Raw genomic sequence first — 24,051 nt, forward strand, 5'->3', positions numbered from 1 at the left:
AGATGACTGGCTTATTCGGCGGCCACAGTAAGGTTGCTATCGAGATAGCTCAGCATCGCCTCGGCTGCATCGCGACCATCCTTGATTGCCCAAACAACAAGGCTCGCCCCACGAACAATGTCGCCAACGGCAAACACACCATCGAGGCTGGTTTTACCCGTAGTAAAGTCTGCTTTGATTGTTCCCCAGCGGGTCACTTCAAGACCGTCTGTGTTCCACAGCTTGGGCAGTTCTTCAGGCTCAAACCCAAGCGCCTTAATAACAAGGTCCGCTTCCTCAACATAATCTGCCCCCTCAATTTCTTCGGGGCTTTGACGGCCAGACGCATCAGGTGCACCAAGACGCATTTTGCTTACCTTCACGCCTTCAACGTGATCGTCACCCACAAACGCTTTGGGGGCAGACAGCCAGACAAACTCGACACCTTCTTCTTCAGCGTTTTGAACCTCACGCTGTGAGCCCGGCATATTCGCACGGTCACGGCGATACAGCAGCTTCACGCTTTCGGCACCTTGGCGAATGGACGTACGGACGCAGTCCATTGCCGTGTCACCACCACCAATAACCACGATCTTTTTGCCGTCTGCATTCAACGTACCATCGTCAAATTCTGGAACGTCATCGCCGAACGACTTACGGTTAGACGCGGTAAGGAAATCAATCGCATTCACAATACCATCAACCCCAACGCCTGGCGCTTTAAGGTCACGGGTCTTGTAAACACCAGTAGCGATCAAAACTGCATCATGCTTGCCACGGATTGCATCAAAGGTGATGTCCTCACCAACGTTACAGTTAAGTACAAACTCAACACCTGCGGCCTCAAGCTGCTCGTTGCGGCGCATTACAATGTCTTTTTCAAGCTTAAAGCCGGGGATACCGTAGGTCAGCAGACCACCTGCACGGTCATAGCGATCATAGATCGTTACCTGAATGCCCTGACGGCGGAGCACGTCTGCCGCGGCCAAGCCACCCGGGCCAGCACCGATAATACCAACTGATTCTGTGCGTTCTTGGCGGGGCTGGATAGGTTTGACCCATCCATTTTCCCAAGCAGTGTCCGTGATGTATTTTTCGACCGCGCCAATGGTCACAGTACCGTGGCCAGACTGTTCAATGACGCAGTTGCCTTCGCACAAGCGGTCCTGGGGGCAAATGCGGCCACAGATTTCTGGGAATGTATTCGTAGCTTGGCTGACTTCATACGCTTCTTGCAGACGGCCTTCAGCAGTTAGGCGCAACCAGTCGGGAATGTTGTTGTGCAAAGGGCAATGCGATTGGCAATACGGAACACCACACTGTGAGCATCGTGAGGCCTGCTCTTCAGCTTTGCGCGTTGCGAATTCTGCGTAGATCTCGTTGAAATCTTCACGGCGCTCAGACGCGCCGCGTTTCTCTGGCATATCACGCTCGACCTTCGTGAACTTTAGCATCTTTTGATCAGCCATGAGAACTCTCCCTAAATCAATCCAGAATGTCGCTTTACGCTAGGGCGTACGAATATAAAAGGCAGTAATACTTACCTACTTATCATTATTTGAGTGTTTTGGAGTATTTTTCACTAATTTATCGACATATTTTATTCCGAATCGGACCTAAATAAGCATGTTGCCCAGTAATTACAATGAGTTAAGCTTTAGCATCGCTAAGTCAGAGAGGGCATCAATGCCGCTATATTATCTCGTCATTATTGCACTCATACAGGGCATCACAGAATTTCTACCTGTATCATCAAGCGGCCATCTTATCTTATTGCCAAGCTTAACGGGTGCAGAGGATCAGGGGCAAGTTATTGATGTTGCAGCGCATTTTGGCACTCTCTTTGCCGTAATCGCATTTTTCTGGGCAGATGTTCGCAGTGCAGCAATTGGGCTACCCAAAGCGATGATCGGCCATAACACGACTCAAGGTGAGCGACTCGCCCAGTTACTGATCATTGCGACCATCCCTGTAGTTATTGCGGGATTTGCCCTGAAAATGTCAGGCTACAATGATGCACTACGCAATATTACCGTCATCGGCTGGACGATGATTATTTTTGGAATCGTGCTTTGGTATTTTGACACTAAAAGTCCAAGCATCAAAAATACACCAGATTGGACAAGAAAAGACGCTGCTATCATGGGTCTGTGGCAAGCAATCGCGTTGATCCCCGGTGTGTCACGGTCTGGTGCAACAATCAGCGGCGCACGCGCCCTTGGCTATACACGCTCAGACGGGGCAAAACTTGCAATGCTCATGTCGATCCCAACCATCATTGCGTCTGCAACGCTCTTAACCTTGAGTTTGGATGCAAAGTCGAGCGCAACCCTTTGGCGCGACATATTGATAGTCGCAGCTCTGTCGTTTGGCGCAGCATTGGTTGCGCTAAGTTTAATGATGAAGCTGCTGAAATCTGTCAGCTTCACCCCTTATGTTATCTACAGAATCGCACTTGGCGCAGTACTTCTAGTGATTGCGTACACCTAAGCCTTGAGGTTCTTTGCGCTTTCCTTGATTGCGTCATACTGCCCGGACGGACGGAAACGCCACAGGTATTCTGGCAGAACTGACTCCAAAGCCGTGGGCGCAATACCCAGATCCGCAAACGTCTTTGCATCATCTGATACAACGTTATCCCGACGCAAGTTACGCACCTGATCCGCAGTAATTGCCGGAGCAACAAGACCCAAGGACAGCACCTTCGCGACAGAAAAACCAAATGCCATTACATTTGCAACGGGGAACGGAATGTTCACGACAAGCTTGCGACGGCGGATCACACTAAGCATCTCACTCATCAAGTCTTTGAATGTATGTACCTCTGGTCCACCCAATTCATACACGCCACCACTCGCCTTACCCAAAACACCCAGAACAACAGCCTGAGCAACATCATCGACGTAAACTGGTTGGAACTTTGTGGCCGCACCGACGACTGGAAGAATGGGGCCCATGCGCGACATCGCCGCGAACCGATTAAAGAACTCATCTTCAGGACCAAAGACAATTGATGGACGCACGATCATCGCATTTGGCATATGCGCCAAAACGCCCTGCTCACCCAGTGCTTTGCTCACTGCATACTGGCTATCGCTTTTCTCATCCGCACCGATTGCAGAAACCAAAACCATGCGCTCAATACCAGCTTTAGCTGCCAGACGCGCAATACGCTCGGCGCCTTCGTGCTGCACCGCGTCAAACTTGTTCTTGCCGCTCTCGGCCAAAATGCCCACGCAATTCACAACAGCATCAGCGCCCTGCATCACCGATGCAACAGACGCATCATCACGGACGTTGCACAACACAGGCTCAACCTGACCAACCACACCATACGGCTTTACAAAAATCGCCTCGTTCGGGTTACGCACAGCGACCCGCACGCGCCATCCCTCTTTGGCCATCCGCCGAGCAACATAGCGCCCAACAAAACCAGAGCCGCCGTAGATTGTGACCAGCTTAGACATAATAATAATCCTGTGTTCTTTGGCTGCCTAGCGATGTAACGCCCAACGCCAATTCAGACAAGTCGCATTTCGCCGCGCCCAAGCGGTTGTGTTATTGACAGCGCCCCCCCCACCGCCTAAACGCCACTCCACGACACCTGCCCAGGTGGCGGAATGGTAGACGCGCTAGCTTCAGGTGCTAGTGTCCGTATGGACGTGGAGGTTCGAGTCCTCTCCTGGGCACCAGTCTTACCCCTATATCTCCAAGAATTCATTCATAATAACTGATTATGTCAGAGTTTGGGACCATTTGCGGGACCGCTTTTCGGACCACTTGGTCGAGATTGGCGCGCAAAGCGTCACAGATAAGCGGTCCAATTGTGCTTGCGCTCTGCAGCATGGAATCCAATACTGTTGAACAGAATGGATGATGCAATTCCCAAGCTGCCAAAATACGTGTTCCGACGGGCAAATGGCTCGTATCGGTACAAGCGCAACGTGCCAAAGGCGCTGCGACAGGTAATCCCCAAGGCAACCATCTACCGACAACTGGGCAATAGCTACGATGAGGCGATCAGGCGGCTACCTGTTGTCCATGCTGAGGTGGAGGCGCTGTTCGATGAGGAACGCAGTACACCCAACAGTGTGCGCGCAAAATCAATAATCCGAGAACGCCTAGGCGAGTGGCATGCTGACGTGTTCGCAGACGGGGTGGTTCAGCCAGAGTGGGATGTCACAGATGACTTCCGGGAGCTGGCCAAGGAGCTTCAGGGCAGTACAGCACCCGAGGTGATACGCCAGGTGGGAAGTGCCCGCATAACGCCCGAACCCATGACGCTCCTGCGGGTCCTGAACGAGTACTACGCCTACAAGTGTGACAACAGTGTGGAAGACAAAGCCCTCAAGACCCGCATTGAGCGGATCCGCAAAGATCTTGTGATTGCATTGGGAAAGAACCGCGTTGAGTGGACACCACTGGCTGACATAACCCGTGCAGACGCCAATACCTTCAGAGATTACTTGCTCACTCGTATGGCCCCAAACTCAGTTCTGCGCACCGTTGGCGTCATCAAGGCGGCCATGAACCATGTGATCATCGAGAATGACCTGGAGCAGCGCAATGTCTTCCAGGGCATCAAGATCAAGGGAGCCGGTGCCAGCAAAGATGACCGCCTGCCCATGAGTGACGCACAGGTTGAGCACCTGCTACCGGAGTATGTGGGCAATCCCACAGCCTATGGGTTGTTCCTGATGCTGACAGACACGGGAGCACGGCTCTCTGAGATCGTGGGGCTCGAGCAGCAGGATGTCGACCTAGACCTAGGAAAGCTCCACATTCGTCCAAATACACTCCGGGGCCTCAAGACCAAGACATCAGAGCGCACACTTCCCCTCTCCCCCAGGGCCATAGAGTGCCTGAGAGGTCATACGGTTGGGCTCTCGGATAGCGATCCCCTCTTCCCACAGTATGCCCGTCCAAGAGGCAGTGATGCAGCCTCGGCCATGCTGATGAAGCGGCTGAGGAGACAGATCAGCGACAAGAAGATCACGATGCATAGCCTACGCCACCGCATGAAAGACAAGCTGAGGAACACTGGCTGCCCTGAGGCCATCTCCCTGGCCATCCTGGGCCACAGCACCAATACAGTCGCTGCCAACTACGGCTCGGGCTATGCGCTGGAGGTCATGCGAGAGCACATGGAGAGGGTGTGGTGATAAGGAGTGCTACTATAAACAAACATCGTAAAAACCAGACCTTAAAGCAGAGTGTCAGCACACTCCTAAGCCTAAGGGATTGAAGGCTAAAAGAAAGCCGACATTAAAGAACAATTGATGTTGTTTGTCCTTCCCCTCACTTGGGTGTTGGGGCTCCCCCAAACCCTTATGTATTACGTATTACATATTAAACATTACGTCTTACGCGTTACGTCTTACCCCTTACACCTTATCCATTAATCCCCGCCCTAGGAGCCACTCCTGGGGTGTTTTTGTATTGAGAACTTTTCCTATGACAATGAAATACTACGACCAGAATCTCTCCCCAGAGGCCCTTGAGGGCTACCAAGGCTACAGCCTTCAGGTGTTCACCTCAGGGCGCATCAAGCTTGCCTTCCACCACAGCCATACCGACCGCGTGGAGTACTATGCAGACTGCCCCAAGCGGCACAGAGAAGCCTATGCCAGACAGCTGAAGCGCAGTGCCACAGCTATGCCTGAGCACTATGCAGTGACAGAGCAAGTGCTAGGGTCATCCCCCGCAACCCTCACCTACCGGGTGCACCTCAAGCGGGACAACAATGCCACAGCGGACAACGCCCATGTGATCCTAGAGACAGAGGCAGACACCTGTCATGTGATCTTAAGCAGCCTCCACCACGCATGGGTCCTCCCGGGTGCTGTCTGTCAGGCACTTCTTGCACGCTCAGGCCCCCGCAAAGGTGCCGCTGCCTGCTTCAATGAATACCTCCAGGCCTATGACCATGACTGGCAGGACGCCACCTTCGCCCCCGCAGACTACCGCGAGGGGTACAGAGCCCCCAGCAAAGCCCGGGCAAACAGGGCTGCACAAGCCACACTCCACGACGATGATCATCTGTTCTAGATACCAAAGCCTTCACCAAAACCACGGTGAGGGCTTTTTTTACGCAATGCGGCGGGTAAGAGATTGTGGTGCAATTGGTCTTTGTTCACCGTATGCTTGCTCGAGAGGACAGATCAAATATGCCCAAGAAAGAGAAAGATAACTTCAGCCTTGTTGATCTCGACGACGGCTTCGTCAGGGCTGCGATCGAAGAGACTGTTGGTCGCTCCTATACTGATGAGGAAATTGAAAACATTGCCCTCGACCAAGCAAGCGAAAGCTCTGAGTTCCGAGAAATAGAGCAGCTTCACGCCCAAGGGTTAGAGAACTACCCCTTTAAGGGTCAGGACGTCTTTATCCCCGTTGACGATCAGGGAAATGAAATCATCCCTTCAGATATTGATGTCCTGAAACATTTATCAGCGCAATTTGTACGCAGAGAAATGGTATTCTTTGAGCTTGATAAGTTAGACAAACCGATCACGCGTGCCGATCTAGCTATCGTCGTATACACCCGAGTTAGAGCTAAATATCCAAACTTTGAGATTGGGACGGAGAAGCTCAAATCCTTAATGGACGCGCTCACTAATAACCCCACTGCTGATCCCGGGCTTACGATCCCCGTTTGGAACGGCAGAGTTGCAGCCATGCCTGGTAATACCGCCCGATTAAAGTTCGACGGGGGGATGTATGCCGTCAACGCATGGACGCAGCCCGCATTCCGGAGCCTTCACAACGTAGAACCCGATCTCGAGGTTTTTGACCGCTTCTTGAGCTTCATTTTTAAAAATTCCTCAGAAAAAGAAGTTTTTCTTGATTGGCTTTCGTGGTGCCTACAGAACGAAGCGGACAAGCCATCATGGGCAATCTTTTTGTTCTCGGAACGTCACGGGACAGGTAAATCTACGCTCGCTTCGATTGTGAAAAAGCTGTTTGGCGAAGATAACTCCTCAGAACAACAAGGCATCAAACCGATCATCAGCCGGTTCAATAAGCCTGTGCTGCTGAAAAAATTGATTTACGCGGAAGAAGTTAAGGTCGCGCAGAACTCAGATGATGGAAATAGGCTAAAGACGCTAATCTCAGAGCGCCAGACAATGGCTGAGAGCAAAGGCAAAGACATTGAGCCTATCGATCATCGTTGTTGCTTCATTCTGACCACAAACCACAAGCCAATCTGGTTGGAAGCGGGCGATCGTCGGTTTTACATTATTCATGTCGACCATCAGGGATATGCCGCGGGTGGCAGCGAATACGATACCTTTATCAAACTGGTGACAGAGGTGCAGGAGACCTACGCATCTGAGTTGGGCATCGCAAAACTGTACCGGGCTCTTATGCAAAGGCAACAAGCTGCAGTGTTCAACCCGTACTCACTGAACGTGAACGAACTGGCCACGGAAGTGATGCAAGAAATAAACGTATTGGCACCTGATGTTGTGGAAGAGCTACTCGCCGAGTTTTTGCAGGAACACCAAATTCGTTTTGTACCTGTTAGATATGCAAATAAACTTCTGTCGTACTTCGCACATCGCAACCCTAATGCCGCCAAGTATAGCTTTGATCGTCTCGGCTGGAAAAAGAAAAAGTTCGCTTGGGGTGGGCAGGGTTCAGCACATGCCTTTTATCATCCCGAAGCTAATCCAGCACGCGGAATACTCATGACGCCTCATGGCGAGCAATCTATTGAAACGCACTTGAACAGGAATCTTGCGCCTGCACTCAACGAAATCGGCTTTGGCATTAAATATGAGTACCTAGACCGTGACGCAAAGAAGCCTGCTGATGACCCGTCACCTTGATAGCGACTTAAGTGAGTGGCTAGCAGACCTGTCAGCTTGCATGAGTGGCTTTGCTCGAGATGAACTTTTCGTACTGACACAAACTCCAGAAAAAGAGTGGTGGGCTCAGCTACTGGATGACGCTGCAAGTACCGCCTTGGTAATTGAGGATCTGCTAGCAAAGACAAAGCGCGCAGAGGGTGGCTGCCTGGAAGCTTCTCAGGGCAGATCAAAGCGCGTCACTCTCAAACAGAAACAAGTCTATGCCTACCAACTTATATACTGGGCGGGAAATGCCCTCATCCCCAGCAGTGATGATGTCGTACGTCACAAGTGTCACAACAGGCGGTGTATCAATCCCCTGCACCTCACGCATGGGACGCAGCGTGACAACTTAAACGACACCCGCGATCGGTAAAGGCACATCTATTTGGAGTTGAAGTAGGCTGGCGAGTTGGAGAGTTGGCCTTTAGGTCACTGATATTGCTGTGCATTTTACTCTCCAATACCATGGTTTTGCTTGGAGAGCCCCTGGCGAGTACAGGAGCAGCCTTGGAGAGTTGAGCATGCTAGCTCCTCTGATATCCCCGGTGAGTTTGACTGATACCCGCACCGCCTAAAATACTCCGAAGGCCTGTTTTTGCCGTTGGATACTTGTCTACTTGGATGGTTTGTTGGGGCACTGATGCGAGACTGCCCCCAAGAAACTGAGGAAGCTAACGCATCTATGATGATCACAATCATCATGGAGACCGATCATGCTTTTGACCTTCACGACCCTTGCTCTGGCAGGGGGCGCCCTTCGGCTTGCCTTGCAGTGGCAGCTACACCGACGCTGGGGCATGACCCTAGCAGTACCCCAGGCCCTCGCAGGCGCAATTGTGGTACTGGCAGGATTGCCCAGCATACTGCAGCCCTTCCCCTTCCCTGTCCCCCTGAGCCTCGCAATCGGCTTGCTGCTGCCTGACCTGATCATGGCGCGAAGGGGCTAGTATGACAGATCACCCCCTCACCCCTGGCTGCACTGTCCTCATCGCAGCCTTTGACGACGTCCCCGAACACCGCTTCCTCGTCGAGGAGGTCTTCGAGGACTGCATCACAGGGGCGGCCCAGACGGGCCCCCTTGCCGGCGAGTACGGAGAACCTGACCTCAGCTTGGTCATCAGGGTTCTGCAAGCTCCTAGCTGACCGCCAGAGAGACCGTATCAGGGATGGGCTTAATCCCTGAGCGGCGTTGCTGCGCAACACAAAACTTCCAATCAACATCACAAGCGGGGCGGTTGCCCCAATAGGAGACATCATGTCGACACAGATAAAGTACGCCTACAAACGGCATAATACCTGGGTTTACCGCAGGACCTACCCCAAGGCCCTCCAGCCCTTCCTGGGATCTGCCCTTAAGCAGTCCCTCAAGACAGCAGATGCCACCAAGGCCAAAGCACGGGTCGCAGAGCTGAACACAACCTTCCACACCATCATCCAAGAGGCTCAAACCCATGCCACTGCTACCCCTCCCACTGGGTCTTCCAGTGATACTTCCACTGCTACCCAAGGTCCTCGACTGGCTGTGGCTCGTCCTCGATATCAGCGTGCTCGTCTTCTGGGTGAGCGGTTGGTAGCGCAGCTAGCTCAGGACTACCTGGCAGAGGCCTCTGCGCGGTTGCGCCCTGGCAGCTACAAGTCCGTACGCTTTGCTCTGGAGCTGCTGACCTCCCACCTGGGTGGGCGTCCTATCGGTGACGTATCCTTGAGCCACGGAAAGGAGGTACTGGGATATGTCACCCAGCTCTCACCCAACGTGCGCAAGTACAGGGACGGCAAAGAAGCTGGCTTGGCTGAGCTGGCAAAGCTGTCATCGGAGCAGGAGGGCACTGTTCTCGCACCCCAGACCCAGGCGCGCATCTTCAAGCAGATGACCCAGTTCCTTGACTGGTGTGTGGGGCAAGGAGAGCTGGAGACAAACCCCTGGGACAGGCTCAAGGTCAGGGACAGACCAGAGGCTCATCCTCACAAGGTGGTCAGTGACGCTCAGGTCACGATCCTCCTCAATGCTAAAGACAGGGTGCTTCACAGCGCCCTTCTTTTTGCCTTGCTGACAGGCATGCGCTCTGGAGAGCTCTGCGGTCTCATGGCAGATGACATCACAGCCAAGGGTAACCTTGGTCGCTTCATCTGCATCAGGCCCAACGAGGTTCGTCTGCTGAAGTCCAGGGCTGCAGAGCGGGAGGTGCCCTTGCATGGCATCCTTGAGGGGCTGTTGGATACAGTGTTGCCAACCTCAGGCAGGCTGTTCCCAGGTCTTACCGTGGACAGGATCGTAAAGCGCTACGACAAGCTGCGCTCTGTGCACCCAGAGCTCAAAGGCACGGTGTTCCACAGCACCCGCAAGTGGTTCATCACCCAGTGTGAGCGCACAGGGGTTCCAGAGCACTACACAGCTACGTTGGTGGGGCATCACTCAGCAAGGTCCGCCAACAAGCTCACCTATGGGCTCTACTCAGCAGGCATCAGTGATGCCCAGAAAAGGGAGATTATGGATGGGGTGAGGCTGCCTGTCTCGGAGGGCATATCATGAGCCGCACTCCGCCAGCAGATCCTCGCCTGATCCCTGACATCGAAGCCTTCGAGGAACGGGCCGCCATCGCCGAGTACGATGGTGGGCTCACACGCCTACAAGCCGAGAACTTAGCAGCACGGCAGCAGGGCTTCAGGTCTGCTGGGCGGTATTGGCGGTGGCTTCAGGCTTACGCAAGCAACCGTAGGCTTGGTTAGCGCACACACAAAGCACCCCCCGTCCGGTTCCTCTCAAAGAGGGGTCGGGCGGGGGAAGTAAGGTAAATTTTTTTGCAAAAGCTACTAATGAAGTGCGCCCAATAGCGCATCAGAACGCCTTTAAGGACATAAGTTTTACCGCAATTAGACTACAACAAAGGCCAAATAGTTGTGCTCTGCCGACGTAATGGTAGTGTCTTAATGAAACTTCAGGAAGACCTCACACAATGACTGATAGCAAAGATACAAAAAAACAACTTGTGCTGAAGGATATCTCGGACACTTCGGCATTACCCGTGCTAACTGAAGGTGCCTTAGCTGGATGCTTCCTGGTCAACGCGGTTGACATAACTGTTCCTTCGCCAAGATTACCCAAAATTGTAGAGAATAACTGGTATTGGCAGGGGACTGAGCAAGAACTCAGCCTCAATAATCTTTGGGTAGCAGTGGATGCAGCCTGGGCTGGTGATAGAAAACTAGCTCAGGACATTACCCTATCTGAAGCGATTTATGATATCTTCACGCTCTGCGGATTGTGTGTTGTAGGTGTACGCGGCGGGCTGAAAAAATCTCTGGTTCGCGCTGTAAAAAAGAAAGCATTTATTAAGGCAGACATGCTGTATCATGATGGGCGTGGATTTGAGAATGGCACCCATCCCGCAGTTTTGCTTATCCGTAGAGATCGAAAAACTGATAAGGCAATTTTGTCAGTAATTGGCGATGTCGAGGAAAGTATTTCTTTCGATTTAGAGAACGACAAGACGCCGTCACCACTAGACAACATTGTCGCGTTTCCAGCTAAGAAATAACCCGGCGCAAAATACTGCTACTGCGTGTTGAGGTGGGCTATCTGCGGAATGTTAGAGGCATGTACCAAACTCAATTCGTACATTCTACCCACTTTTCTTTCCGCCCTGTGCCTGAGCCAGAAACACTCTCTTAGCAAATAAAGCCATATAAAAACCCATAGGCGCTGAAGTTAGACACTAAGGGTGAAACCTTACGGCAAGTCGTCTAGTGGCATTGGGAATAGCAACTCACCGTCTTGGCCTGTTGCCAAGTATCGCGACCAAAGGTGCGTGCTTTTGTTATAACGACGATAGCGTTCAATGCGGTCACGCATTCCATTCACAATCGTGATCTGTTCTGCTGCAGACATGCGAATCCAATCATTTTGGGTGATCTTCATAATTGTAGATTCATATGGCAACCCATTGAGCATTTCCCCAATTACCGTCAAATCACCCAAAGTGGCATCTTGGCCTTGCGATACATCCTGTGGGTCCCGGCCCATACGCACAGCGGCGGCCAACACTTTGGGAAAGAAATCTTCAGGCTTTGTGATATTAGCCTCAGCCTCATCCACCACAGTTTCCAGGGATTGAAACAGATCGCTCAATTGATCTTTGGTCACAAGCACACGGATCGACAGCGGCTTGCGCGCCGTTTCTTTAAAATCACGATCCGCAACGAAAGCCCTAAAAATTGAGGGCACTTGTTCGCTGCCATTGCGCCCAAGATAGGCCAGTTGCATCGCAAGACCTGCATTTTCCACAGCTCGCAACATAGGGTCCTCTTCGACGGCCTCACCCACGACACCACCTTGGTTAAAGGCTTCAATCTGACGTGCAATCACATCCGAGATACTTAAAATCGCACGCTGATAATCAGAGGCAAGCGCCGCTTGATCGCGCCCGTCAATCCTATGAAGAGCCGGCTGACTGTTCGCCTGTGCACTTGCAATACCGTAAAGCCGTGCTGCGCGGCCAGCATCATCGAAATTGTCACCCACAATCAACAAGGTAACTAAAGCGCCTTTTAAACGCTGTTGGATTGAAGTGCGCACACCATCCGCGCTCAGCCCTGTTTGTGATAGGGGGTCCTCTTCGGTACGTGGGCTCGCATCGGTAACAAGGATGATATAGCGCCCACTGAATTGTGACCAATCCATGCGGGTGATCGCATGCTCAATACCGTGAAAACTATCTTCACGTACATTACGGGTCGAGCTATTGGCCTCTTCCATAATAGAAACGCCACGAAAGAAATTATTGCGATTAAACCCTTGATTTAGATCAACGAAGACCTGCGCATCATAGCCTGCTTCGGGGCTACCGCGCAGATTGTCACGAAACCCAACAAGACCAAAGGACACTTTTTCACTCAGGCCGCGCTGTGCCAAGGTATCATATAAGGCATTCACCGCTTGGCGCGTTGCATCAATATAAGGCCCCATTGAGGTCGTCGTATCCACAACAAATACAATCCCCGTATTAAAAAAATCTGCCTCTTGCGCCAGTGCGGCACCAGAGCCTGCAGCGGGCGCAGTGTTTGAACTGGCCACGGCCACCTCGAGCAAATTCACAAATGTGCCATTTTCAAAAATTTCTTCTTCTGCTGATAAGATTGGCAACACATACGGGTTCTCGACCAAATCAACCGTATTTCTTGGACCAAGGGCCGCGATTCCATCAACCTGACCACCCGATGCTTCGGCAGCTAACGCGGCACTGCGGAGGGATGCCGCATCTTGAGCCGGATCTTCACTGACAACCACGTCAATCATGGTGGCATAGTCATCAAACAGCAAAGGCCGCTCAATATTGGCAGTCGACTCAAAAACCCCGACGATATTTTGCCGCCACTCAATCGTATTTTCTTCGTCTATCCAATAAAGACGCTTAGCCGATTTCGTGGCGCCCACTTCCAACTGCCCATTCTGGCGATCAAACACATAGAGCTGAGTGAGCGGTAACAACTGGCGCGTATTGCCACCGCCGTTTTGTTCGCTACTGGCGTCGGTCAGCGCACGCAAAAGCACACGTTGATAGAGGCTTGATTTTCCCTCCATCAAAAGCGGCTCTTTAGCCCAACCCGCTTGAGAATAACCCAGCGCAACACAGAGCATAACGATCAGGCGTAATTGGGTCATATCACTGAGCTTCCTTTAAACGAATGAGATCAGCGGTTACGTTCGCCCCTTGGGCTTGCGCTGCTTCATAAGCACGGATTGCTGCGCTGATATTGGACTGCGGAAATGGCGACGTGGTTGTTGAATGAAACTTTGGATCATACATATGCGCCAACATAACATGAATTATTTGTTTCGTAGAGGCATCCATATCAGATGAGCGGGAAAGCGTAACCAATGCGCTGAGCGCATCGTTCAAATTCGCTTCGCCACCTGCTTCAATCTTTGCCCGAATTTCCGCAATTTCACGTGAATCTTGCAACGCTAGAGTGGGCGTGGGTGCCGGCTCAGGACCTAGCTCGGGTGATGCGGCTTGGACCGATGGCTGTATTTGATTTTGGGGGGCTTGCCCTTGAAGTCCTGGGGCAACATCAAACTGTGGGGCTTCGGCCCCTTTTGGCATCAACAGAAAAAACCCAGCCGCAGCAGCTGCAATCGCTACCCCACCAATAGCAACAAGTATCGGAAATTTTGACCCCGAAGATGTGGACGACGTCGCCTCGCCCTTTAACGCCGCTTGAAATAAGCTCTCGGCCTCTTCAGGGCGGTCTTGAGGGTCAGCTTTTAGAAGTTGATGCAACACTCGAGCGACCACAGGATCCACATGAGACGGCAGCTTGACATCCCCACGGCGGTACTCAATCACTCCTGCACCTTGGTCTTGACCCGGCACATCAATGCCCATCGCCCTCATCAGCACGAGTGCTAAGGCATACAGATCAGATTTACCCGAAATTTTACCGCCAAACAGCCCAAGCTGTTCTGGGGCCGAATAGTTAAACTTGCCGACAAAAGAATCTCCAATAATCGATTTCTCTTGGCCAATCGTGTTGGACGCGACACCGAAATCAATCAGCTTGGCCTTTTCGATATTATCATCGACAACCATAATATTATCGGGCGCAATATCGCGGTGAACTATGCCTTGATCATGAACAGCCTTCAACGCACTTGCCATGCGCAGCCCAAGTTTGAGCACGTCATCAGGGGCCAAGCGCGCACCACTGGCAAGGAAATATGACAATGGCTTGCCTGTCAGATACTCCATCACGATATAGAATCTCTTATTTTGACCCATCAGCGCAGTTTCGAGCCGCACAACACCAGGGTGAGAAATGCCACGGAGCAACTGCGCCTCGCGCAAAAAGAGCTGTTTGCCCTTTTCGCCATACGAAGGGTTGCTAAGCACTTTGATCGCCACATCATGGCCCAGCGGAATATTCACTGCGCGAAAAGTTTGCCCCATACCGCCTTCACCCAGTTCGGAATGGAGCCGATAGGTATCTTGGATCACATATCCAGGTTCGAGTGTGTTTGTCATAATCAACGCCCTTTGTCGTTTATTGTGCCAATGACAGCGCGATTTTTTGATAATCTTTTAGCAAAAGTGCTTTTTCAACAAAGCCTTTTGCATTACGTCCCTCGATATGCCCCCATAGCGTATCAAAACAGCTGCTACGTAGCTCAGTGGTATCGGCTGACGCATCGCGGGCGACCATGAGTTGTTCCCGCAAAAGATCGTCGGAATAATCCGAGGCCATCACTTCGATCAAATTGGAGTAATCCCCCAATTCCCTGTCAATTGTCGCCTGCAAAATTTCCAGCTTTAGCTTTGTATCAGCCAAGGCAGCTTCGGCTTCCTGCACGGTTCTCGTGTCACCAATAGCTGCGCCTTCATCGCGAATATCGATGATGTTTTCCAGCAGAGACCGGATCGCAAGCGCATTCCGATATCGCTGAACTAGCTGATCACACATCAAACTGCCCGACAGAAAGAGTTGTCGCAAAGTTCGGTTACGCTGCACATTTTGATCTGATTGAGCTGCCAAAAGCGTGGTTTTGATCACTTCGATCTGCATGCGGGCGCCTTGGTCTGGGGCCGCTTCGCTCATACGCGTCAGCAGATCGAGCACCTCTTCGGTTGAACGGGCCGAGGCCGCCTTAGGATCCGCCCGTGCAAGATCTTTAAGATCAGACAGGATTTGCTCCATTTGCTCGCGCGTAGCCAGAGCCACAGACGACAACATCACCCGTGTCCCCATATACTTTTCTCTCACGGGCGCGCCAGAATAGACATCAATTGGGGCAATTTCATAGCGCGAGGCCGATGAAATTTGCTCGATCGAAGTGCGCGCATCGCCGCCACGTTTGATCAACCCGCCCGGTTGACCTTGCAAACGGCCCAAACGCACAATAGAAAATCGCGATTCAACCAATTCCGATACGTTCCCCAGCATGTCATGCAGCCCAACAGCGTTAGGGCGCAATGTGCCGATAGTTTGAACACGGCCATTGGCGCTATCGGACCCACCATGCGCAATGTAATCATTCAGAGAGCTGCCCGCCTCGAGGGGTGGGTACGGGGCGCGAAAATTCGCTTCATCTACGGCGGTCCCACCGCGCGCGGCAAACTCCCACTCTTCTTCGGTTGGCAGTCGTACAAAGGGTTTTGCAGGTGTCACAAATGGCAAATCTGATGGCATATTTTTCAAAAGCCACAGGCTATAGGCCTCACTGAACATATCGTATTCAAGCTTTGACTTGCCAACCGCAGGCGTGAAACCACGCCGCCGTGGTGCGCGGTCAGGGCACCCCTCCTCTCCCTTAGTCGCAACATCCATCATGGTTTGATACTGCGCATCAGCCAATTCATATTTTGCCATGTAGAAATGAGGATGGCCTTTTTTGGGCCCAGATATCTGACGAAATGGCCCTGATACGTAAGATCTGCGCAAGCCATTTAGAAACGGCTGCTCATCACCTTCTTGACCCAAAATCACAGGCACATCGCCAACAGTTCCACCGGTATTTGGGGTATATATGGGACGAAATACCATTGCCCCCCCGCATGGCATGCGGAGAATAAGGTCATCATCAAGCGGATTAGGATTATAGTAACTCTGTTCCCATCTGATGTCTTGAGCCATAGCAAGGCCAACTCCCATCAGCCACGCTATGGTTGCGCCCAATAGTTTGCCGCTTGGAGCGTTAACCATTGGTCAACACCTCACCCAACTCCACATCAATGATTGTTTTAACCGCCCATAGTGACGACAGCCCGACAACAACCAAAAGCGCCATCGCAAATGAAACAACATCCCACAGAGTCAAAATCGCGATACGCATCTCAACCGTGGCCCCAAAAGTTACATTGACCAGGAGATTGAGCATCAAAGTCAAAAGTATCGAAATCACAAACCCACCAAAGGTCATCATCACATTTTGCAAAACAGGAATGACGGCAATCTTTGCAGTGTTATGCCGCATCAATTTAAACAGACTATAATCTGTACGCCTACGCTGCGTCCAAGCCCGCAAGTTCGCGGCCATCGCAACCGCATACCCCGACAGCCCCATCACCGCGAGAAGCCCGTAGATAAGATCAACACCGCGCTGAAGCCGTAACATCAACGGCACATTACTATTCAAAGGCTGCACCCTAAGGTCTCGCGCCTTTAGCTCCACGACAACATCTTCAACTTGGCTCAGCTCGCTTGCATAAATGCGCATCGACGGGAAAGAGGATGGTAAAGTAAAGCGACTATACCAGTCTTGGGAACTGATGGATGGATCATCACGATAGGCTTCGACTTTAATCATATCATCAATATGCACGAACACTGCCGCACGTGGGTAAATTTCATGCCGGACAATACCCTCGACGACAGCATCAAAGCTCGCGGGCTCTTCTTGTGCCCCATTTATACGCCTAAAACGAAGCTCTAAGTTTCCCTCAGAGGCCGCCAATGCATCAGACAAAGATTGCGTTATAAACACACGCCCAATCCGCAAATCCGCACCCTCAAGCAGGGGGTCGCCCACCATTGAGGGCACAATCTCAACCCCAAAGGCGCGGCTACCATTCTTATGAGAAATTTCGTCGACCTGTGAATTGATGGGCCGCGTGGTTGGCATAACAAAACCAAGGCCATCAATCGACTTGTATGCACGGATATCTTCAATTGTTATTTGATGTGACCCCTGCAAAACAATCTCTCGATTTTGCGGCGCTGTCACAAGCGCTTCAATCGTCTGATCGAGCGCCCCATGTTTTAATGATATGGCGACCATCAAAGGCACCAATACCCCGCAAAGCGCAAAGGCATAACAAAGTGCTGAAATAGGCTCGAATTTGAGCTCTTTGAATGCAAGGCTAAAGGGCGACATGGCTTAAATCACGTTGTGAAAACGTGGAATATAGTCGTCCTTCAGTCTTAAAGGCACGATAATACAAAGGCTTGGTTGCGGGCACATCCATTTTACCCAAATCATGGGATGCGATAATAAAGCTCGCTTCGGTCATCGTACGCAGGGACAAAATCGCGTCAATAACACGACGCGAGGTTTGTGGATCAAGGGCGGAAAATGGCTCGTCCATCAAAACAAGCTTAGGCTTTTTGATCAAGGCACGCGCAATCGCGGCACGTTGGCGTTGACCCACAGACACTTCTGATGGCAACCGATCCATCAGATGTTGAATTTCAAGCGTTTGGGCCAATCTTGCAAGCCATGATGGGTCAAGCTCATGCTGCGCACCGAGGCCCAATATGATATTTTCGCGCAGGCTCAGAAACTGAATCAATTGATGCACCTGTGGGACGAAGGCAATCTCAGCCTGGCCCGCAGCGCCATCAGATGACAGCATATTGCGCCCTTCAAACTCATATTTCTGATCTTGTAGGGATGCCGGCACAATTGCCCCAAGCAAAAGCGCAAGTAATGTGCTTTTGCCTGTTCCAGATCGGCTATCTAAAACAACAAGGCTTTGCGGCTCAAGCGTCAGATGATCTAAAACAATGCTAAGTTCATTGGATAAATCAACACCAAGGTTGCACACTTCGACATGCGCAAGCTTTTGTTTCACTTCCCGAGCCATCACGGACATTAAGACGCCTTTTTAAATCGCAGCTGTACCGATTGACCAAGCTGCACCTCTGTGTTCAGCCCGATATGCTGATCTTGATGCGGAATAACTTCACGCCCGTCGATATAGCTTTTGTTACTGGATCCGTTATCCGTAAACATAAGTTTGCCATCGCGGTGACACAACTTGGCGTGCACACGGCTAATATCCCCTGCACCAAAGCGGATCGCACAGCTTGCTTCGCGACCCAATTCAATGCCTCGGCTGAGGTCATCCTCTGAGACACCAAACTTGTTGATCTGACCATTTTCAGAGGCATAGATATAGATCGCCGCGAAATCTTCATTCGTATCAGCCGCCCCCGAACGGCCCGTCATTTGCCAGAAAATAATACCGCCTAAACCCACAACTACGACTGAGGCTAGAAAAATTTGTACAAGAGGCGATGATAGAAAACCAATCGCACCCTTGGATCCACAGCTGGAGCGATAGATTTTCATGGGCAGATCAGTCTCTCTCAAAAAAGCCAAGACCTCAAGCGAGGATGACGCCCAAAAGGCACCCGATGGGATATCACCATCAATCGCAGCCGACTTATTTGTATTCACGCCCACAACTTGCCCGCATGCGTCAAACAGCGGTCCACCCGAATCCCCGCTATTGAGCGGTGCCGTATGCAAAATAATCCTCAACGGCAAATCACGTTCATACCAAGAGCCAGTCATAAGGCGGCTTACAATTCCTTCTGAAAACGTCGCATCAACGAGGTCATTGCTGCTTGTGATCGTACTTAGACCTCTATCGGCCAAGCCGGGATATCCAAGTTTTGCAACCTTTTCGGACTTGGCAGTTTCACGATTTGCCAACTCTAATATTGAAATATCGTGACGGGTGTTTTTCTTGCGATTAATTTTAATCACCGCCAGATCGCGGCGCTGGTCAACGTTCAAAACCTCGCCCCTATAACTCAGCATACCAAGCGGTGTTTTAAAGGCAACTTGAACGCTGCGCGAGCCCTTCACCACGTGCTCGTTGGTAACGACAATTAGTGCCTCCTCTTCGTCATTGCTGATCTCAGTCACGACAAAGCCTGATCCAACCCCCTCATCCGTGATGATCCGCGCTACTCCACTTTCAATCGAATTTACCACATCGCTAAATGCGTGGACTGTGGACAACGAGACCACCGACAAAACCAACCCAAGAACAAAACTGCAAACACGGCGTGTCATGAGAGGACCCCTTTGTAATCTAAGACATAATAAGCGATGAGCGTTACGAGCGCCGCCAACGCGATTAAAAACAAACTAAAAAGTAATGGATTTGGCTTGCGCCCAGCCCTACCCATTGGAAGCGTTTTGACTTTGGATAAACCAAAAAAGCCTTGCATGACCTTATCCATCATCTGATCTGAGGGCAGAGAAATTTTCGACATGGCTGCTGTCATAGGCTCAGGCGCCGGCATAACCGAAGCTGATGTAAGCGATAACTTAAGCTCACGCGCGATCTCCGATGCCGAGGACGGGCGATCTGAAATATGCAGTGCACAACAGCGATCCACCATTTTAAGCAATCGTGTGGAGTATTTCATAGAAAGCTCTGGCTGAGCGGCCAATGCCACATACGGATCGGACTGACCATCATCGACTAACGCCTTGCGTTCTCTCGCAGTGGCCGGTGACGTTTGCGCAATCAAAATATAAAGTGTCACACCAAGAGAGAAAAAATCAGTCTGTGGCCCCTCTTCCAGCTTTGCATTGGGAAATTGTTCGATCGGCGCATATGTTTCGGTAAAGCTACTATGGGCTTTGCGCGGCAATGCTAAATTACGCGCGGCCCCAAAATCAATCAGCCATGCCACACCATCACGGTCGATCATAAGATTCGAAAGCTTGATATCCCGATGGATCAGATCCTGTGCATGTACGATACTGAGCGCCGATAAAATATTTTCGAGCGCACTTAAAATGCGATCTTCTGGGAAATGACCATATGATCGCACCATAAGAGGCATGATGTGATCCATAGTTTCGCCATCGATAAACTCCATTACGCAATAGGCCGTGCCAAATTTTTTCAACGCAGCAACCACACGCACTAATCCTGGAAAGGTCGGCAAAGTAGTCATCAACATAGCTTCGTCAAAGAAATCCTTAAGTCCGACATCAAAAAAGCGCTTTTTTGACCCCAAATGGGTCACCGTGTTTGCACCTGAACGTTGTGCAGCCCCGGATGGGAAATACTCTTTGACGGCAAAGGTGCCAGCTTTTTCCTCATGGGTCGCCAAATAGGTGAGGCCAAACCCGCCCTGACCAAGCACCTTCTCGATGCGGTAGCCCCCCAGGGTCATGCCTTGGCTCAGAGGAAGTGTACTACCATCACTCATTGGGGCCTCCGCTGGCAGGTGCATTGAGCTTGTCCTCAACGCCTCCCTGAAACACTTGCGGATCAGCAGCGCTCTCATTTGGGTCTTTCGCAAGCACATCTTCTTGGCTGGGCGTTTGTTCAAGAGCCTCTTGGCTGGTATCTGATTCTGGCGATGTACTCAGGGCTTCACCAGGTTTGGGGGTCTGTGCCATAGGTTCCGAGGTAGGAACAGAAGCAGTCTCTGTAATCACAGGATCATGTACCCGCCCAATTTTGAACCACCCCATGACCGCAATCGTTACGATCAAAAGCGCCGTAATGGTAGACAGAGCTATGATCTGCCAACTTGACTGCACGCGACCTGCAAGGCTCATTTGCGTCCAATTTGATCGTGTCGACAGCGTACGATCCTCAGCGCCATGCACATAGGTGATCAGAGAAATATTATCTTGTTTTGGATTGCCTACATCCAACGTCGCATCGATGAGCTTTTTACAAAGAGCCTGCGGCCCCGCGCGATGATAGGCTTCAATGGTGCGGACAAGAGCGGGCTCTTCTAACGTATCGAGACCGTCTGTGGCCACGATCAACGTGTCATGCACACTCAGCCGCTCATGATTTACATCCACCAACTGGACAGCATTGCCAGTCAATGCAGAGCGCAGGGCATTCCTTTTGGGATGGTTTTGGGCTTCAGCCAAAGTGAGGCGACCTTGCGCCACCTTGCCCATCAACTCGCCAAAAAACGAATGGTCTGCATTCAATCGGCGCAGTTGCCCTCCCCTATAGATATACATCGGGCTATCGCCAACTGACAGCCATAACAGCATGTCCTCATGCTTCCACGCAGCAATCAAAGTCGTTCCCATGCCCTTAAGCGCAGGGTTCGCTTGCGTTTCGCGCAACAACGCCGCATTCGCAGCCTGCATCGCCTTATGTAGCCGCTCTTTAGGGGCTTGTTTTGTAGATTGTGACAAGAACTCAGCGCGGAATGTTTTTATCACAAAAGACGAAGCGCGCGCGCCGCCAGCATGGCCCCCCATACCATCTGCAACCAGCATCAACAAATCACCAGAGCTATCACCGTCGCGCTCGAACAACGTAGCAACAGAGTCTTCTTGCCCTTCTCGCGCGCCAATATGTTGAAGCTGAGCAACTGCCATAGTGACTGCCTCTTAGGTTTGCGGCGGTTTCACGTCCGACCAATCGAAATCTGGACCACAAAACGCAATGAACCGAACACAAGTTTCCTTGGTAAGCGCGAGCACTGAACCCGATGTTAGCTCTTGGGTCTGAGCGACGATTTTACCATTGATACGCGTGGGATTAGTCCCAGCACCAGGAGCGACGAGAAAGGAACGCCCCTCTTCGTCATAAATGATCCGTAGATGATCCGAACCAGAGATCGTGTTATCACCAAAATCTAAACACACCCGTTGTTCGTAATCTCGGCCCACCGAGTTCATGCCCACACCAACTGGACGCGACAAGCCCAAACCTGGCCCTTTGACCACGACAAGCCATCCGACAACAGGCCCAATATCATCAGCATCACTAAAATGATCGCCCAATCCCAGTTGTGTTTTTTCGTTCAAATCCAGCGAGGTTTTGGCATCGTCCACACTGCCGCCGATTTGTTGGGTTTTATCCGCTTCAAAGCCTTGCTGATCGTTAAAGATCCACTGTGTTTTATCGCTCATCTGAATTATTCCTATAAGATCTTACGCGCGCGAGAAAATGACATCGCATTTCCCGAGCGAAATGACAGTTCCTAATTTTATTTCCACTTCCCGACTGATCCGCTTGCCATCAACTTTGGTGCCATTCGTGCTATTGAGATCAGAGATAAAGGCCCCGTCTGAACTGAGCCGCAGTGCTAAATGCTGTCGCGAGACACTGGGGTGATCAATACATAGATCACTTGGGGCAGAGCGTCCGACCGTCACACTAACCGATGTGATATGTAATTTTTGCTGTGTACCATTTACGTGCAAATACGCCAAAGCTGGCTGGGAGGACGCCATCGCGCCTCCAGATGGATCGGAAAATTCAATCGATGTGGCTGCAGCGGAATCGCTGACTGGGGCTTCGAGCTCTTTGGCTTTTTTCTTTTTATTGCCAGATAGGACCAAGATCAAAATCACAATCAACAATAGTAGCGCCACTGCCAAACCAATGATCAAATAGCCATACTCATCAAATAGCGCTTGAAGATCAAACCCATTCGCAGCTTCACCACCTGTGGTTAAGGATCGGTCATCCGGTACTCGGGGCGGAACAGGGGATGGGACCTTGTGATTGGCGTTCTCCACAGTAGCCTTATATTTAATCGGATTGGTCTTACCTTCGTATCCAGCCAAAGGAATGTTTAATGTCACGGTGACATCGGTGGATTTAAAATCGTCCTCTGACGTCAAAACGCCCGAACGCAACATGCTACGTGCAAGCAAAGTACCCGCATTTCCAACCTCGGCTAACTCTTCGGTTGCTATCGCACTGCTTGACGCCTGAACAGCTGCAAACACCCCAAAACCATCTTGTGTGAATTGCTTGAGATAGCTGCGATCGCGGCCTGTTTCGATAGAGCCAGAGCTCGTCAATGTCAGCGCCAACGCCGAAACGGCGACCTTGCTTTCATTTGCAAAGTCTTTGACAGCGTCAATTGTGTTTACGCCTTCGTCTTGACCATCACTAAAAATGACAAGGTTTTTAATAAAGCTATCTTCTTGCGCGCTAAGCACTTGGATACCGTCGCGCACAGCATCAGAAATGTGCGTCGAAGTTCCCTCAAGCTCAACACCATCTAGAGCGACTTCGATACGTGATGGCAACAAAGTGAAATCTTGAATAATTTTGAAGCTATCTTGCTCGTGGAACGTGGCAAGTGCAACGCTTGCGCCATCAGGAAGAGCGCCCAGCAACGTTTTGATCGCTTCCTTTTCTTTGTCGAAATGGCGAGCTCGCGCCAAAGCACGCGCCCCTTGCGACGTATCAAGGATAAATAAAGTATGGCCTAACGATAGGCCATTAGGATACCCTGAATTTCCATGTTTGACCAACTCCAGTCTGACGTCACCTGTTGTCGTGATCTCTTCAAGAGTTGCACCAATGGGCATCCGAACGGCGCAATAGGCCTGATCCTGCGGCAAATCGGCACCGCAATCTACGACGGCAAGCCCAATTTCAGGCGCTCGAGTAAGGCCATTCGATACGTCTTGGGCTAACAATGATGACACCCAAAGACCACAGGTGAGAATTGAGATAATCAAACGTTTCATGCGAAACTCCGC

General features: G+C 51.2%; 21 protein-coding genes, 1 tRNA gene and 1 pseudogene. 10 read left to right on the top strand and 13 right to left on the bottom strand.

Annotated elements, in window-relative coordinates; genetic code table 11:
• Positions 1-11 precede the first annotated feature (11 nt).
• On the bottom strand, positions 12-1,448 hold the full coding sequence (locus tag OLX08_RS07470) for an NAD(P)-dependent oxidoreductase (RefSeq protein ID WP_391480680.1): 1,437 nt from the start codon (positions 1,446-1,448) through the stop codon (positions 12-14).
• A gap of 217 nt (positions 1,449-1,665) precedes the next feature.
• Between OLX08_RS07470 and OLX08_RS07475 the strand changes: the two genes are divergently transcribed.
• Positions 1,666-2,469 (top strand): undecaprenyl-diphosphate phosphatase, encoded by an 804-nt coding sequence (locus tag OLX08_RS07475; RefSeq protein WP_391480681.1) that lies wholly within the window; start codon positions 1,666-1,668, stop codon positions 2,467-2,469.
• Here the strand turns inward: OLX08_RS07475 and OLX08_RS07480 are convergent.
• Positions 2,466-3,446 carry a complex I NDUFA9 subunit family protein gene (locus tag OLX08_RS07480; protein WP_391480682.1) on the bottom strand — a complete coding sequence of 327 codons (981 nt, stop codon included), beginning with the start codon at positions 3,444-3,446 and terminating at the stop codon, positions 2,466-2,468. The genes OLX08_RS07475 and OLX08_RS07480 overlap by 4 nt on opposite strands.
• Before the next feature lie 139 nt (positions 3,447-3,585).
• Here OLX08_RS07480 and OLX08_RS07485 point away from each other — a divergent pair.
• From OLX08_RS07485 to OLX08_RS07500, 4 genes are all read left to right on the top strand, one after another.
• Positions 3,586-3,671, top strand: a tRNA-Leu gene (locus OLX08_RS07485).
• 177 nt (positions 3,672-3,848) lie between these two features.
• Positions 3,849-5,141 carry a tyrosine-type recombinase/integrase gene (locus OLX08_RS07490; RefSeq protein ID WP_391480684.1) on the top strand — a complete coding sequence of 431 codons (1,293 nt, stop codon included), beginning with the start codon at positions 3,849-3,851 and terminating at the stop codon, positions 5,139-5,141.
• Between the two features lie 277 nt (positions 5,142-5,418).
• Positions 5,419-6,027 (top strand): hypothetical protein, encoded by a 609-nt coding sequence (locus OLX08_RS07495; protein ID WP_412535636.1) that lies wholly within the window; start codon positions 5,419-5,421, stop codon positions 6,025-6,027.
• A 119-nt stretch (positions 6,028-6,146) separates the two neighbouring features.
• Complete coding sequence (locus OLX08_RS07500) at positions 6,147-7,808, top strand: primase-helicase family protein (protein WP_391480687.1); 1,662 nt, start codon at positions 6,147-6,149, stop codon at positions 7,806-7,808.
• Positions 7,809-8,016: 208 nt separating this feature from the next.
• Here the strand turns inward: OLX08_RS07500 and OLX08_RS07505 are convergent, their stop codons facing one another.
• Positions 8,017-8,163, bottom strand: a complete 147-nt coding sequence (locus tag OLX08_RS07505; protein WP_412535637.1) for a hypothetical protein — start codon at positions 8,161-8,163, stop codon at positions 8,017-8,019.
• 617 nt (positions 8,164-8,780) lie between these two features.
• On the opposite strand from OLX08_RS07505, the gene OLX08_RS07510 reads away from it, so the two are divergent.
• From OLX08_RS07510 to OLX08_RS07530, 5 genes and pseudogenes are all read left to right on the top strand, one after another.
• Positions 8,781-8,975, top strand: a complete 195-nt coding sequence (locus tag OLX08_RS07510; protein ID WP_391480688.1) for a hypothetical protein — start codon at positions 8,781-8,783, stop codon at positions 8,973-8,975.
• Between the two features lie 112 nt (positions 8,976-9,087).
• Positions 9,088-9,216: pseudogene (locus OLX08_RS07515) on the top strand (DUF6538 domain-containing protein); the annotation flags it as partial.
• 318 nt (positions 9,217-9,534) lie between these two features.
• A complete protein-coding gene (locus tag OLX08_RS07520) occupies positions 9,535-10,362 on the top strand; it encodes a tyrosine-type recombinase/integrase (RefSeq protein ID WP_391483205.1) in 828 nt (275 codons plus the stop codon).
• Positions 10,359-10,559: a hypothetical protein gene (locus tag OLX08_RS07525; RefSeq protein ID WP_391480689.1), complete on the top strand. Its 201-nt coding sequence runs from the start codon at positions 10,359-10,361 to the stop codon at positions 10,557-10,559. The genes OLX08_RS07520 and OLX08_RS07525 overlap by 4 nt, the downstream gene beginning before the upstream one ends.
• A 227-nt stretch (positions 10,560-10,786) precedes the next feature.
• Positions 10,787-11,368 carry a hypothetical protein gene (locus OLX08_RS07530; RefSeq protein WP_391480690.1) on the top strand — a complete coding sequence of 194 codons (582 nt, stop codon included), beginning with the start codon at positions 10,787-10,789 and terminating at the stop codon, positions 11,366-11,368.
• Positions 11,369-11,559: 191 nt separating this feature from the next.
• On the opposite strand, the gene OLX08_RS07535 is transcribed toward OLX08_RS07530, so the two are convergent.
• The 10 genes from OLX08_RS07535 to OLX08_RS07580 are packed head-to-tail and all read right to left on the bottom strand — an operon-like array spanning position 11,560 to position 24,039.
• Positions 11,560-13,491 (bottom strand): vWA domain-containing protein, encoded by a 1,932-nt coding sequence (locus OLX08_RS07535; protein ID WP_391480692.1) that lies wholly within the window; start codon positions 13,489-13,491, stop codon positions 11,560-11,562.
• A 1-nt stretch (position 13,492) separates the two neighbouring features.
• Positions 13,493-14,851, bottom strand: coding sequence for a serine/threonine-protein kinase (locus tag OLX08_RS07540; RefSeq protein WP_391480693.1), 1,359 nt, complete (start codon positions 14,849-14,851; stop codon positions 13,493-13,495).
• A gap of 19 nt (positions 14,852-14,870) precedes the next feature.
• Positions 14,871-16,526 carry a formylglycine-generating enzyme family protein gene (locus OLX08_RS07545; protein ID WP_391480694.1) on the bottom strand — a complete coding sequence of 552 codons (1,656 nt, stop codon included), beginning with the start codon at positions 16,524-16,526 and terminating at the stop codon, positions 14,871-14,873.
• Positions 16,519-17,697, bottom strand: coding sequence for a hypothetical protein (locus OLX08_RS07550; protein WP_391480696.1), 1,179 nt, complete (start codon positions 17,695-17,697; stop codon positions 16,519-16,521). The genes OLX08_RS07545 and OLX08_RS07550 overlap by 8 nt, the downstream gene beginning before the upstream one ends.
• The gene (locus tag OLX08_RS07555) at positions 17,684-18,415 is read right to left on the bottom strand and encodes an ATP-binding cassette domain-containing protein (protein ID WP_391480698.1); all 732 of its coding nucleotides are present in this window, start codon (positions 18,413-18,415) and stop codon (positions 17,684-17,686) included. Before OLX08_RS07555 ends, OLX08_RS07550 begins: the two co-directional genes overlap by 14 nt.
• The gene (locus OLX08_RS07560) at positions 18,415-19,626 is read right to left on the bottom strand and encodes a trypsin-like peptidase domain-containing protein (protein ID WP_391480700.1); all 1,212 of its coding nucleotides are present in this window, start codon (positions 19,624-19,626) and stop codon (positions 18,415-18,417) included. The genes OLX08_RS07555 and OLX08_RS07560 overlap by 1 nt, the downstream gene beginning before the upstream one ends.
• The gene (locus OLX08_RS07565) at positions 19,623-20,780 is read right to left on the bottom strand and encodes a serine/threonine protein kinase (protein ID WP_391480702.1); all 1,158 of its coding nucleotides are present in this window, start codon (positions 20,778-20,780) and stop codon (positions 19,623-19,625) included. The genes OLX08_RS07560 and OLX08_RS07565 overlap by 4 nt, the downstream gene beginning before the upstream one ends.
• The gene (locus OLX08_RS07570; RefSeq protein WP_391480703.1) at positions 20,773-21,924 is read right to left on the bottom strand and encodes a PP2C family protein-serine/threonine phosphatase; all 1,152 of its coding nucleotides are present in this window, start codon (positions 21,922-21,924) and stop codon (positions 20,773-20,775) included. Before OLX08_RS07570 ends, OLX08_RS07565 begins: the two co-directional genes overlap by 8 nt.
• Positions 21,925-21,936: 12 nt before the next feature.
• On the bottom strand, positions 21,937-22,461 hold the full coding sequence (locus OLX08_RS07575) for an FHA domain-containing protein (protein WP_391480704.1): 525 nt from the start codon (positions 22,459-22,461) through the stop codon (positions 21,937-21,939).
• Between the two features lie 21 nt (positions 22,462-22,482).
• The gene (locus OLX08_RS07580; RefSeq protein WP_391480705.1) at positions 22,483-24,039 is read right to left on the bottom strand and encodes an FHA domain-containing protein; all 1,557 of its coding nucleotides are present in this window, start codon (positions 24,037-24,039) and stop codon (positions 22,483-22,485) included.
• Between the last annotated feature and the right edge of the window lie 12 nt (positions 24,040-24,051).

The organism is Nereida ignava, from assembly GCF_047114695.1.
Classification (GTDB): domain Bacteria; phylum Pseudomonadota; class Alphaproteobacteria; order Rhodobacterales; family Rhodobacteraceae; genus Nereida; species Nereida ignava.